At 58.1% G+C, this 12,607-nt stretch carries 12 protein-coding genes; all 12 read right to left on the minus strand.

All coding sequences use genetic code 11. The features are described 5' to 3' along the window. Positions 1 to 40: 40 nt before the first annotated feature. The gene (locus RIN49_RS03050) at positions 41 to 997 is read right to left on the minus strand and encodes an ABC transporter permease (RefSeq protein ID WP_309118692.1); all 957 of its coding nucleotides are present in this window, start codon (positions 995 to 997) and stop codon (positions 41 to 43) included. 122 nt (positions 998 to 1,119) lie between these two features. Further along, positions 1,120 to 2,832, minus strand: coding sequence for a sensor histidine kinase (locus RIN49_RS03055; protein WP_309118693.1), 1,713 nt, complete (start codon positions 2,830 to 2,832; stop codon positions 1,120 to 1,122). Further along, positions 2,829 to 4,370 carry a response regulator transcription factor gene (locus RIN49_RS03060; protein ID WP_309118694.1) on the minus strand — a complete coding sequence of 514 codons (1,542 nt, stop codon included), beginning with the start codon at positions 4,368 to 4,370 and terminating at the stop codon, positions 2,829 to 2,831. Before RIN49_RS03060 ends, RIN49_RS03055 begins: the two co-directional genes overlap by 4 nt. A 169-nt stretch (positions 4,371 to 4,539) precedes the next feature. After that, a complete protein-coding gene (locus tag RIN49_RS03065) occupies positions 4,540 to 6,012 on the minus strand; it encodes an ATP-binding protein (RefSeq protein WP_309118695.1) in 1,473 nt (490 codons plus the stop codon). 1 nt (position 6,013) lies between these two features. Further along, positions 6,014 to 6,730 carry a response regulator transcription factor gene (locus tag RIN49_RS03070; protein ID WP_309118696.1) on the minus strand — a complete coding sequence of 239 codons (717 nt, stop codon included), beginning with the start codon at positions 6,728 to 6,730 and terminating at the stop codon, positions 6,014 to 6,016. Between the two features lie 48 nt (positions 6,731 to 6,778). After that, positions 6,779 to 8,026: a cytochrome c biogenesis protein CcsA gene (gene ccsA / locus RIN49_RS03075; RefSeq protein WP_309118697.1), complete on the minus strand. Its 1,248-nt coding sequence runs from the start codon at positions 8,024 to 8,026 to the stop codon at positions 6,779 to 6,781. Continuing rightward, positions 8,023 to 9,633 carry a cytochrome c biogenesis protein ResB gene (gene resB, locus RIN49_RS03080; RefSeq protein ID WP_309118698.1) on the minus strand — a complete coding sequence of 537 codons (1,611 nt, stop codon included), beginning with the start codon at positions 9,631 to 9,633 and terminating at the stop codon, positions 8,023 to 8,025. The genes ccsA and resB overlap by 4 nt, the downstream gene beginning before the upstream one ends. A 43-nt stretch (positions 9,634 to 9,676) precedes the next feature. Beyond that, the gene (locus RIN49_RS03085) at positions 9,677 to 10,207 is read right to left on the minus strand and encodes a redoxin domain-containing protein (RefSeq protein WP_309118699.1); all 531 of its coding nucleotides are present in this window, start codon (positions 10,205 to 10,207) and stop codon (positions 9,677 to 9,679) included. Positions 10,208 to 10,254: 47 nt separating this feature from the next. Beyond that, on the minus strand, positions 10,255 to 11,007 hold the full coding sequence (locus RIN49_RS03090) for a pseudouridine synthase (protein ID WP_309118700.1): 753 nt from the start codon (positions 11,005 to 11,007) through the stop codon (positions 10,255 to 10,257). A gap of 20 nt (positions 11,008 to 11,027) precedes the next feature. After that, complete coding sequence (locus RIN49_RS03095) at positions 11,028 to 11,369, minus strand: N-acetylmuramoyl-L-alanine amidase (protein WP_309118701.1); 342 nt, start codon at positions 11,367 to 11,369, stop codon at positions 11,028 to 11,030. Positions 11,370 to 11,437: 68 nt separating this feature from the next. Then, entirely contained in the window at positions 11,438 to 11,971 is a 534-nt protein-coding gene (locus RIN49_RS03100; RefSeq protein WP_309118702.1) for a spore maturation protein, read from the minus strand. A 22-nt stretch (positions 11,972 to 11,993) separates the two neighbouring features. Then, complete coding sequence (locus RIN49_RS03105) at positions 11,994 to 12,605, minus strand: nucleoside recognition domain-containing protein (RefSeq protein ID WP_309118703.1); 612 nt, start codon at positions 12,603 to 12,605, stop codon at positions 11,994 to 11,996. Between the last annotated feature and the right edge of the window lie 2 nt (positions 12,606 to 12,607).

Raw genomic sequence — 12,607 nt, forward strand, 5'->3', positions numbered from 1 at the left:
TCTCTCCTCATGCTGTGATTCCCTGCGTTGCGATCCGGGCCTACCACAAGGCGTGATCCTTCCCGCCGATGACCTTCACGATGCGATTGACGACGAGGATTAACAACAGCGCGACAGCCGATTTAAACAAACCGACGGCGGTAGCGTAGCTATAATCCATCTCGACGAGGCCCCTTCGATACACATACGTATCGATGATGTCCGACACGTTCATCACCCTAGGGTTATACATGTTGAAAATTTGGTCGAAGCCGGCGTCCAATATTCCGGACATCGAAAGAATCAACATGATCGCGATGACGGGCGCGAGCATCGGGATGGAGATGAAGAACATACGCTTGAATCGTCCGGCTCCGTCGATGACGGCGGCTTCGTACAGCTGAGGGTCGATGTTCGAGATCGCCGCGAAGTAAATGATGGACCCCCACCCGAAACCTTGGAAGATGCTCGTGACCACCAAGATCGAACGGAAATATCGATCGTCCGCGAGGAACAGCATCGGGTCCGCGCCGAACCATTGCAACATTGCATTGATCGGGCCGTCCATCGAGAAGATCGTGAAGAAGATTCCCGCCATAATGACCCACGAAATGAAATGCGGGAGGTACGACACGGTCTGAACCGCCTTCTTGAATTTCGCGCTCGATACCTCGCTTAGCAAGAGCGCGAATAAAATCGGTACCGGGAAACCGAAAACGAGCTTGTAGAAACTAATAACGAGCGTGTTCTTAAGGACCGTGTAAAAATACGGATCCGAGAACACCTTTTCAAACCAATGGAACCCGATCCATGGACTGTTCAAAATACCTTGCGTAATTTTGAAATCCTTGAACGCCAGTACGACCCCGTACATTGGGAGATAGTGAAAAACACCGTAGTACATCATCCCCGGCACGAGCATGAGCAACAAAACGCGATACTTTTTCCAACGCCTCCACCGATCCGCCCCGAATCGAAGGCGTCCGCTCGAACGGACCGGCGCGGCCGCTCGGTTCATGACTCCCGCCCCCTATCCATGTATTCGCTTTCATTTCTTGAATTAACTATACCAAGCTCCGAGGGTAATGAAATTATCAAACATTTTCGAAATGATTCGATTTCTTACGTAGTTTGCCCCGCTTACTTATCGGGACGGCCGTTGGCAGGTACGGCGATCCTCATTCTCGTTCCTCTCCCCGGCTCGCTTTCGATTCGCAACGCGTACTTCGTCCCGAAATACAACTTCAGCCGCTTGTTCACATTCTTCAACCCGTATCCGACCGATTGTTCCGAGAGTAGACTCTCGACCGTTTCTTCGTCCATTCCGGGACCGTTGTCTTCGACGATGAACTCGATGGCCGGTCCGACCGTCGCCGCCGCCACGCGCAGCTTCCCTCTTCCGCCTTCCTTCTTCTGGATCCCGTGCATGACGGCGTTCTCGACGATCGGCTGGAGCGTCATATTCAGCATCGTGCCGGAGTACACGCTTTCATCGATCTCGTAGTCCACATCGAAGCCGTCGTCGTTCATGATCAACAGAATTTCCAGATACGACTTTACCGTTTCAAGTTCGTCCTTCGCGGGAATGAGATGATCGCCTTTATTCAAGGTTGTCCGATAAAACTTCGACATGGCTGTCACGACGTGACTAATTAGCGTCTGCCCGCTTTTCACGGCCTCCCAATTGATGAAAGACAACGTATTATACAGGAAATGCGGTTTTATTTGGGACTGGAGCGCCTTCAGCTCCGCTTCTTGTTGAATGATCTTGCTGGCGTAAGACTCTCGAATCAACTCGTTTAACCGAAACACCATGTTGTCGAATCGGTTAATCAGCTCTCCGATTTCGTCTTTGGACGCGCTCTGTACGCGAAGCTGCAGGTCCCCGTTTTCCACTCGCTTCATAAAGCTGTTCAGTTGGTGGATACGGCGAATCATCGTACGGGAAAAGACGGAAATGATGAACAGCAGGAAGATGATGCAAGACGCGATAACGATCAATGTCGCATTCAGGATCGAGCCGGCATTCGGCGTTACGCGCTCCGCCGGCACGAAGCAATGCAGCGTCCAGCCGGTTTCTGAAATCGTCTTCTTAACGACGAAATACTTGATATCTTCTACCGTCACGGTACTGTCCGTCGGATTGACCCGCTTCGTTACTTCGGTCGCGATTTCCCGCAAGTCGTTCCGATTCGCATACAGCAGCTTGTTCGAATCGTCCGTGATCGCCACGCCGTAACCGTCCATTAAGTCGGTAACGCCGAAGAACAGACCGCGATGATGAATCCGGATTACCGCCGCGTTGATGTAAGGGTCGGAGAAGAAGCGGGGAAAGGTGCGGACGAACAGCAATTCCTCCCCATCGAAAACCCAATGCTCCCCTTCCCCCGCGATCGCCTCTTCGTACCACGGCTCGCCCTTCGCCCGCTCGGCGGACACGACGGCTTCTCCATATTCCGGAACGTCGCTCTGCGTGTAAAACTTGATATCCCGGATATTCGAGTCGACCGTCCTCATCATGGTAAAGTACGGCGCCAGGTATTCGTTCAAATCCCGCGACAAGTTCACCAAGTCGAGGTAATCGTTCGCGACGATCCGTTGGAAGGTTCGATTGTATACGATCGATTGAAGGGCCCGGTTATACTGCTCGATCGAACCCCCGATGCTCTGCGCCAGCGTCGTCGCATCGCGTTCCACGCTTTGTTCCGCTTGGTAATCCAACAGCTCCCTCGATTGCCCGTAGGCGTACATGCCCAGCACGAAGATCGGTACGATAATTACGGTCAGATAGGACAGGAACAGCTTCTGGTTCAACCGCAGCCGGTTGAATAGGAGATCGATCGAACGCTTCATCTGCCCATCTCCTCCCGGTACTGCGAGGGGGATACCCCATAATGCGTCTTGAATAGCGAGCTGAAATACGGGAAGTTCGGGTAACCGACGGATTGACCGATGGAAACGATCTTCTGATTCGTCGTCGTCAATAGCTGACGCGCCCGCTCCATGCGGAACATCGTAATATATTTGTTGATGCTGATGCCCGTTTGTTTTTTGAACAGATAACTCAAGTAGCTTGGGCTTAGGTACACTCTCTCGGCCAGGAGCTCTAACGACAAATCGGATCCGTATTCGTTCGCGATGATATCGATGACGTCCTCGATCGCCTTACGCTTCGAATCCGCCGACTGCTCCCGAAGCTCTCCGCCTTGGTCGAACAAGGAAAGCATATATTGTTTCAGCGCTTCCAAGGTCTCCGCTCTGTAGATGGCCTCCAGACTCTTTTCGAAACTATAAATCTCCTTCTTGATCGCCGCGCCGTACATGGCCTTCGCGATCTCCATGCATAGGTGCTTTACGTAAACGACGGAGTAGGTTCCTCCCGCCTGAAGAAGATCCATCACCTGCTCGAACTGCACCTTCGCAACCTCGTATTGCTTCTTCTGAAGCTGCAGCGCGATGCCGGACAACGCCTCTTCGGCCGAAACGCGTCTCTCCTCGTTTTCCCGCCGCGGCGGCCGGGCGAGGAGGACCGTACCTTCCCGGAAAAAAAACTTCCGCTCCAACACCGCCTCCAACTCGAAGAAGGCATGCGGGAACTGCGATCCGTCGCTTACCTCTCCGCCGACGACGATCGTCATCTCCCGATCGTACACTTCCTTGAACCACCGAACGAGCCTTTCGCCGAAGGCTAACGTCTCCTCCTCCCCGACGGAGGCATTCATCAACAGTAAGCTTTGCAGGGGATGCAGGTGCACGAGCTCGAAGGTTCCCGGCGCCAACTCCGACAGCTCCTCCTCCACTTTACGGTCGAACAGATCGAAGAAGCGGCTGCCCGTATCCAGCAAGACGAGCCGCACGCTGCGCCCGCCGTAGTGCGTTATCGCCGGCAGGTACGGCGTCCCGGCCGCATCCGGGCTTTCGCCGTGCAGCATCCGGGCGACGATCGTTTGCTTTTCGAAATGGACGCCCCTCCAATACGCCTCCTCGAGCTTCTTGTACTGATCTTTCGCTTGCCGTTCTTCCTCGCACAACTGGATGACCTGCGACATCACCTTTAAAAACTCGTTCACCTCGACAGGCTTCAGGATGTACCGAATCGCTCTCAGGTCGATAGCCCGCTGCGCGTATTCGAACTCTCCGTAAGCGCTCATCATAATGACCTTCATCGATGGATCGTACGCTTTCGCGCGTTGAGCCAGCTCCAGGCCGTCCATGCCGTGCATGCGGATATCCGTGAGCAGAATATCCACTCCGCCTTCCTCGATTCTCGCGATCGCCTTCTCCCCGCTGTCCGCTTCCCCCGCTTCGAGCGGCAGATCGTATTTCGCAATGAGAAATTTGACGCCTTCGCGTTCGAAACTGTCGTCATCGACGACGAGAATGTTTAACATCCCGCTTCACCACCATTAGAAAATTAGGATTCGTTCATGTGGAAAATAAGCATCCCCGGAAATCGAGGATGCTTATTATGTGTATGTTATAAGAAAGAGCCGCCCCTAGTCCAATAAGACTTTTGGGACAGCCCTTTACCTTCGACAAGTGTTCCACGAACAACAAGAATTATCTTCTTTTTTCAACAGCAACCGATTTCGGCGCGACGGGAAGCGTGACGGTGAATGTCGTTCCGTGTCCGATTCGGCTTCGGGCGTGAATCGCGCCTTCGTGGGCGTCGACCAAGTTTTTGACGATCGCAAGTCCTAAGCCCGTGCCGGACGTCCGCTTGCGCGACTTGTCGGCTTTATAAAACCGCTCGAAGATGTAGGGCAAGTCTTCCGCCGGAATGCCGTCGCCTTGGTCCTCCACCTCGATTCGCAGCGAAGGTCCGTTGTCGGCTTCGATCCGCGACGCGCGGAGGAAGATGCGCTTTCCTTCGGGCGTATGTCGAATCGCGTTGTCGAGCAAATTCGTGAACACCTGCTCGAGCCGATCCTCGTCGGCTCGCGCCAGCACGAGCGCCCCTTCGCCGCCGGGGGTCTCGAGCTCTACCGCGATGCCCCGATCCCTGGCGAGCGCCGCGAACTTGCGGTGCACCCGCTGCAGCAGCGGCGCCAGATCGGTCTCGACGCCGTGCAGCTCGAGCACGCCCGTCTCCAGCCGCGCCAGGTCGAGCAAGTCCTGCACGAGACGGCCCATGCGGAGCGACTCGTCATGGATGACCTGGGCCAGCTCCCGGCGTTCCTCCGGCGTCGAGACGATGTCGTCGAGCAGCGCTTCGCTGTACCCTTGCAGCATCGACAGCGGCGTCCGCAACTCATGGGATACGTTCGCGACGAAATCTTTGCGCAGCTTCTCGAGCCGCACCTCCTCCGTCACGTTCCGCAGCACGGCGACGGCGCCCCGCAGCGTCCCTGACGTATATAGGGGCGCCATGACGACGGACCAGACGCCGCCCCCGACATGCAGCTTCGTCGTCACTTCCTTCTCCTCGGCGACGACCGCCTCGAACACTTCCTCGAGCGGCTGCGGGATTCGCTTCCGCCCGCCGTTTCCGGGCGGGAACGCCGCCCCCCCCTCCGCGGCGTTCTCCATCAGGTCCCTCCATAGCGCGAGGAACGTCTCGCCGTGCGGGTTCGAGGAGATGATTTTGCCGCTCGCGTCGAACGTCACGACGGCGTCCGTCATGGAGCCGAGAATGCTGGCGAGGTGCTCCTTTTCGTAATTCAGGTCCCGGATCGTGCCTTCCAGCTTCTCGCCCATATGATTGAACGCCACGGCCAGCTGTCCGATTTCGTCGCTCGAACGAATTCCGACCTTCGTATCGTAATGCCCCATCGTAATCATGTCCGCGGCGCGCTTTAACTGCAGCAACGGCTGCGTAATTTTCGAGGAGAGGAAGAACGCGAAGAACGTCGTCAGCGAAAACCCGATGATACAGATGATGACGAACAGCCGCTTGATCTCATAAGAGTTAGACGTAAACTCCATATCGATATATGGCAGCAGGAAGACGCCGAGCAGGGATAACACGAACGCGACGAGCAGGATGATGGTGCCCCACAACTTAATGACGATATTCCGCCAAAGCTGTTTCATCTTACCGAGGCACCTCGAGCTTATAACCGACGCCCCAGACGGTCGTAATCATCGCGGCGGCGTCCGGCGACACTTTGTTCAGCTTCTCTCGCAGCCGCTTCACATGCGTATCCACCGTGCGAAGATCGCCGAAGAACTCGTAATTCCAGACGTCCTTCAACAGCTGCTCCCGGGAAAACACCTTATCCGGCGACACCGCCAAATAATGCAGCAGCTCGTATTCCTTCGGCGTCAAGCTCACTTCTTGCCCGTCCGCGGTGACGCGATGCGCGTCGTGTTCGATCATGACATGCGGGAACACGATCGTGCTGCTGGACGGCGCTTCCTTCGTCAGGAACGCCGTCGTCGACGACCGGCGCAAGATCGCCTTCACCCGGAAGATGACCTCGCGAGGGCTGAACGGCTTCACGACGTAATCGTCGACGCCGACCTCGAACCCTTGCACCCGGTTCGCCTCTTCGCCCTTCGCGGTCAGCATGATGACCGGCGTCGCTTTCTGTACGCGCAGCCGGGAACATACCTCGACGCCGTCGATGCCCGGCAGCATAACGTCCAGCAGAATTAAGTCGTATTCCTTCTCGAGCGCCATGTGCAGCGCCGTCTCGCCGTCCTCCGCTTCTTCGATGAGGAAATGTTCTTTCTCGAGATACATCCGCAGCAGTCTGCGGATGCGCTCTTCGTCGTCCACGACGAGAATCGTATGTTGTCTATCGCTCATGGAGCCACAACTCCTTACCCCTTAGAGGGAAAATGTGGTCGACGCGCCTTACACGCCGGCGTAGGAATGCAGACCGGCGATAATCAGGTTGACGCCGATCAACGTAAACATCACAACGATAAATCCGATGACGGCGAGCCAAGCCGACCGGTTCCCCTGCCAGCCGCGTCCGAGCCGCAGATGCAGGTATACGCTGTAGAACAGCCAAGTGACAAGGGCCCATACTTCTTTCGGATCCCAACCCCAGAACCGGTTCCAAGCGATATGCGCCCAGATCATCGCGAAGATGAGCGCTCCGAGCGTGAAGATCGGGAAGCCGATCGCGACGGCTCGATACGTAATTTCGTCGAGATCGTCCGGATCGATCTCCGCCAGCTTCGGATGAATGACGCGGCCGAGCGGCTTCCGGAACGCGAGTCGGAGAACGGCGTATAACGCGATGCCGAACAGGACGGACCAAACCGCGGTGTTCAGCTTGCGCCCCGCGTTCACGCCCTTCATCCATTCGGGAGCGGTCATGAGCGGCTGCTCGGAGCCGAGGAACGAATCCATGGCGACCAATTCGTAGCCGTGAGGCGCATAGATCGGCGGCATCGTATACTCCACCGTCACCTCGGACGTCTGACCCTCGACCGTCTGCTGGCCGACGAAAGAAGCTTCGTAGCCGATGCCGCGGAACGCGAAGGCGGCCAGGATGAAGCCGACGACGATCAGCACCGAGAACAGCGTGAATTCGATGCCGGCCTTCTGGAGCGTCGCCCGCCGCCCCTTCGCGTCGTAATCGACGACGCGAAGCAAGTACATGAGTCCGCCGGCGAACGCGACCGCGAAGAACGCTTCGCCCGCCGCGGCCGTCGTCACGTGAATGTACAGCCAATAGCTGTTCAACGACGGAATAAGCGGCTGCGCTTCCCAAGGGAACACCATTGCGTACGCGAGAATGATAAAAGCCACGGGCGTCGCGAACGCGCCGAGCAAAGGCCTGCGGTAGATGCGGTAGATGATCGCGAACGCGACGACGATCATCATCGCGAGGAACGTCATGAATTCGAATAAATTGCTGACCGGAATATGCCGGTTGGCGATCCATCGCAATATGAAAAAGATCAAGTGCAAGCCGAGTCCGACCATGGCTACCGCGAACGCGCGGCGCCCTCTGGCGGCGGACCGGGTCGCCCCGGTCTCCGCGCCTCCGAAGCTGCGCCCCGTGATGCTGACGGTGAACATGACGAACGAGGCGATATACGTAAACAAGGCGATCACTAACGCCGTATTGCTGATATCGTACAAACTCAAGAAGGGTCCCCCGCTTTCGATTTACCGGAAAGCGCGGCCGAAGCGTCGAGACCGAGCGCCGCCAACAGCTTCGCCGTCTCCTGTTTCATGCCGTGCCAATTTTTGTTCGTGTGCGCGCCGAGCGTGAGTCGATTTCCGTCGATCCGCACCCAGATGCGGCGATGCTGCCAATAAAATCCCATGACAAGCCCAAGCATGCAGATCGCGCCGCCTAGCAGCAAGTACGGCACCGTCAAGTCTTTGCGCGCCGTCAACGTGCTCGTATACGTCGATATTTCGACGTCTTCCATCCCGCCGGCCCGAATGTCGAACCGTTCGCCCGTGCCGACCGCGGCGTTGATATCGTCCTGCCGGAAGCGCTCCTTGTCGATCTCCCTCGGGAAATACAAATACGAGGCCCCCGCTTCCGGCAACCCCGGACCGGTAATCATAAAGATGTAGGCCGGCGCGTTCGGCGTCTCCGCCGACACCGTCGTCGGTTCGCCGTTCGCGTCGAGCGAAAATTCGGGATAATAATTGTGAAGGCGGAGCTTGTACGGCCCAGCTTCGTACGCGAGATCGGGATTTACCGTCTTCAGCGTGAACGTGCCGAACGCTTCGCCGGTCTTCTTGTCGATCAGGGAGACGGCGACGCTCCGAATTTGCGGCGTGGCTTCGTAGCCGAACTGATAGATCGACAAGCCGCGATATTCGAGCGGATGATTGACGAGGATGTCGCCCCGCGTCGCTTCTACCAGTACCGGATCGGACGTGCCGCATCGGTCCGTGCATTCGTAGAGCACCGCTTCGGTCTTGAACAGCTTCGGAACGACGCGCTCTTCCTCTTGGAATTGCCCGCGAAGCTCCTCGTTTTCATAAAACTCCACCGTAAACCGTTCGTTCTTCACGTAAAAATTCGTCCCCGCGATTCGCACGGTGTCGCCCTCGAGCACGTCGACGTATTCCTCGAGCGTAAATCCGGGCAAGGTGCGGACGAGCACGATGAGAAGGAAGATAATTAAACCGAGGTGATTGACGTAAGGCCCCCAGCGGGACCACCGGTACTTCTCGCCGAGCACCGCGTTGCCGACCCGGCTCGTCCGAAAGCGCAGCTTCTTCAGCGCCTTCTCCGCTTCGTCCGCGAGGCGCGACGCTTCGGCCGACTGCGCGTCGGCGGCCGTCGGGAACGCTAGATCCGTCTCGTAAGACACCTGTTGACGCCGTAGGAAATCCACCGTGCGGTCGGGCTTTTGTTTCTTTAACGCCTTATACAGCGGAATCGCGCGATCGAGCGATGCGATGACGATCGACGCGCCGAGCATAATGACGATGACTTGGAACCACCAAGACGTATAGGTGTGGCTCAGTCCAAGCAGGTAATACCACTTGCCGGTCCATCCGTATCGTTCCGTATAATAATCTACCCCCGGCGGCGTTAAGAACGCCTCCTCTTGCGGGTAGACGGATCCGATCGCCGCGCCGAGCAGCGTCAATACGATCAGCCACATCCCGACCCTCACCGACGAGAAGAAGCTCCACACATGGTCGAGCCAGTCCTTGTCGGCTTTCTGCGAACGTCTGGGCGCGCCGTCGTAGCGCATGTCGAACGGCTTCGGCGTCTCGTTCACGCGCGTCACCCCCGCTTGCGGAGCGCCCGGTCGGCGCCCCGCATCATTGTTGTAGCAGCCGTTGTATACCGGCCTCGATGTAGCCTTCGGTCATGCCGCCTACCTTCACCTCGCGAACGACGCCCGACGCATCGACGAAGAACGTCGTCGGATACGATCGGACGCCGTAGCGGTCGCGCACGTCCAGATCGGGATCGAGGAGCACCGGATAGGTGACGCCGAACCGATCGACGAACTGCTCGATGCGCACGGCGGGCTTCTCGCCGAGATTGACGCCGAGAATGACGACGCCTTGATCCTCGTACTTTTCGTACATCCGCTGCAGCGCCGGCGTCTCTTCGACGCAAGGCGGACAGAACGTCCCCCAGAAATTCACGACCATCGGCCGTCCTTCGTACGTCTCGGTGCCGACCAACCCTCCGCCGAGCGCTTCCAATTCGAACGGCGCGACCGGATCGCCGGCCTCGGGAGGCCGCTCTTCGCTTTTGAACAAGCTGCCCGCGACCGTATAGCCGACGATAAGCAGCACGAAAGCGAAGATAGAAATTTGGATCCATCTTCTATGTTTTCCCATGGCTATTCACCCTACACTCCATTATAACGAAAGGAAGGGGACCTCGTTCAGTCCCCTTTTTGAACTTTATGTGTCGACTGCTGTTCCGCGAGCTCTCGGAGCTCGGCGAGCTCTGCCTTCGTCAAGTGTCTGTACTTCCCTCGTTGCAACCCGCCGAGAAAGACGGAACCGAACCGAATCCGCTTCAATCGTACGACGGGCGTGCGAATCGCTTCGAACATGCGCCGCACCTGCCGGTTCCGGCCTTCCGTGATCGTGATCTGCACGATCGCCTCCTTGCCGTCCGGGTCGGCGTCCGCGTATTCGACCTCCGCCGGCGCGGTCATGCCGTCATCGAGCTCGATGCCGGTTCGAAGCTTGTCCAACAGAGCGCCGTGCGGCACCCCTTTCGTGTGCACCATATACGTCTTGGGCACGTGAAACTTCGGGTGCATGAGCAGATTGGCGAACTCGCCGTCGTTCGTCAGCAAAATCAGGCCCTCGGTCTCGTAATCCAGACGGCCGACCGGGTATACCCGTTCCTTAATGCCGTGCATGTAATCCATCACCGTCTGGCGCCCCTCCGGGTCTTTGGCGCTGGAAATCACGCCCTTCGGCTTATGGAAAGCCAAATATATTTTTTGCTGCGATGCGATTTTCTTGCCGTCCACGACGATTTCGTCGCTGGTCGGATCGACCTTCGCGCCGAGCTCCGTCACGGGCTTGCCGTTCACGGTCACCCGGCCCTGCGTGATAATCTCTTCGCACTTGCGGCGCGAAGCGATTCCCGCGGCGGCCAACACTTTCTGCAATCGTTCCATTGATGGGTTTCACCTCAAAGCTAATGATACCCATCCGATATGGAAAGCACAAGTTTCCGCCACGGGAACCGGGCGCCGGGGCATCCGTCCCGGTGCGGAGAGATGGCGTCCGGGGGCACGCCGAACGCTTCGGAGAGCCGGGCGATCAGCCGGGCGGCGACGAATAGCTGCTCCTCCGTTTCGGGATCGAGCGAGCCGTCGTTCGTCGCGAAGTCGCCTTCCAGGCAAATATGGACGCGGCCGGGTTCGGTCGTCTCGGCGCCGGGAATGACGATGCCCGACCGCGCGACGAAGAAATCGAACCCCTTGCCGTTAATCGACGTACAGCGGGATTGATGAATGACGAAGCCTGTAACCCTCATCCGTCGGTCACTCCTTCCGGGATCGATGGTTACAAGGTATGCGGGGGAGAGCTCGGGGGTTCGAACGCTTACGCGAAGACGAGGTAGCAGACGGCGACCGCCGCGAAGAAGCCGATCAGGTCCGACACGAGGCCGACCTTAAGGGCGTACCCCGCCTTGCGGATCCCGACGGCGCCGAAGTAGACGGTCAAAACGTATAGCGTCGTGTCAGTGCTGCCTTGAACGGTAGCCGCGATTTGCGACACGAAGGAATCCGGCCCGAACGTCTTCATCAGGTCGGTCGTATACGCGAGCGAGCCGGCGCCGGTAATGGGCCGGAGCAGCGCGAGCGGCAACACGTCCGCGGGCACGCCGAGCCTCGCGAACAACGGCGCGACGGCGCCGACCAGCATGTCCATCGCGCCGGAGGCGCGGAAGATCGAGATCGCCGCCATCATGCCGACGAGATGCGGAATGATGCGGATCGCAGTGTCGAAGCCTTCCTTGGCACCCTCCGTGAACGATTCGTACACGGGCACCTTGCGGTAGGCGGCGTAGAGCGGAATGAGCACGACCATGACGGGGATCGCCCAGGCGGACACGGCGGTAAGGACGGATGACATTCGGAATCGATCCCCTTTCTACTTAAGTATCGGCGGAAGGCGGCTGGGAGGGCGGCGGCGGCGTACGGCGCTGATACCACTTGTCGAGCAAGATCGCGGCGACGAGCGCGATCGCCGTCGCCGCGAGCGTCGGCCCGACGATGTCGGTCGGCGTCTTCGAGCCGAAATTCATCTTGATCGCGATCATCGTCGTCGGGATCAGCGTGATGCTAGCCGTGTTGATCGCGAGCAGCGTGCTCATGGCCGCGCTGGCCGACTGCTTGTCGGGATTGAGCTTCTGGAGTTCTTGCATCGCCTTGATGCCGGCGGGCGTCGCCGCGTTGCCGAGGCCGAGAATGTTCGCGCTCATGTTAGACAAGATGTACCCTAACGCCGGATGGTCGCGCGGGACGCTCGGGAACAGAAATCGCACGAACGGGCTGAGCAGCTTCGACATCTTCTTCAGCAGCCCCGCGTCTTCGGCGATACGCATCAGACCGAGCCAAAACACCAGCACGCTAATGAGTCCGAAGCACACCGTCACGCCCGTCTTGGCTCCTTCGAACGCCGCCTCGGTGACGGCGTCGATGCGGCCGTTGATCGCCGCGACGACGAAGCCGGCGACGATGAAGAACAACCAAATCCAATTGACCATTC

The sequence above is a fragment of the Paenibacillus sp. genome, from assembly GCF_031177825.1.
In the GTDB taxonomy this organism is placed as follows: Bacteria; Bacillota; Bacilli; order Paenibacillales; family YIM-B00363; genus Paenibacillus_AE.

What these genes read in the sequence shown, in the direction of transcription:
- RIN49_RS03050 (WP_309118692.1), bottom strand. Translation starts at nt 997, where the DNA reads ATGAACCGAGCGGCCGCGCCGGTCCGTTCGAGCGGACGCCTTCGATTC.
- RIN49_RS03055 (WP_309118693.1), bottom strand. Translation starts at nt 2,832, where the DNA reads ATGAAGCGTTCGATCGATCTCCTATTCAACCGGCTGCGGTTGAACCAG.
- RIN49_RS03060 (WP_309118694.1), bottom strand. Translation starts at nt 4,370, where the DNA reads ATGTTAAACATTCTCGTCGTCGATGACGACAGTTTCGAACGCGAAGGC.
- RIN49_RS03065 (WP_309118695.1), bottom strand. Translation starts at nt 6,012, where the DNA reads ATGAAACAGCTTTGGCGGAATATCGTCATTAAGTTGTGGGGCACCATC.
- RIN49_RS03070 (WP_309118696.1), bottom strand. Translation starts at nt 6,730, where the DNA reads ATGAGCGATAGACAACATACGATTCTCGTCGTGGACGACGAAGAGCGC.
- RIN49_RS03085 (WP_309118699.1), bottom strand. Translation starts at nt 10,207, where the DNA reads ATGGGAAAACATAGAAGATGGATCCAAATTTCTATCTTCGCTTTCGTG.
- RIN49_RS03090 (WP_309118700.1), bottom strand. Translation starts at nt 11,007, where the DNA reads ATGGAACGATTGCAGAAAGTGTTGGCCGCCGCGGGAATCGCTTCGCGC.
- RIN49_RS03095 (WP_309118701.1), bottom strand. Translation starts at nt 11,369, where the DNA reads ATGAGGGTTACAGGCTTCGTCATTCATCAATCCCGCTGTACGTCGATT.
- RIN49_RS03100 (WP_309118702.1), bottom strand. Translation starts at nt 11,971, where the DNA reads ATGTCATCCGTCCTTACCGCCGTGTCCGCCTGGGCGATCCCCGTCATG.
- RIN49_RS03105 (WP_309118703.1), bottom strand. Translation starts at nt 12,605, where the DNA reads ATGGTCAATTGGATTTGGTTGTTCTTCATCGTCGCCGGCTTCGTCGTC.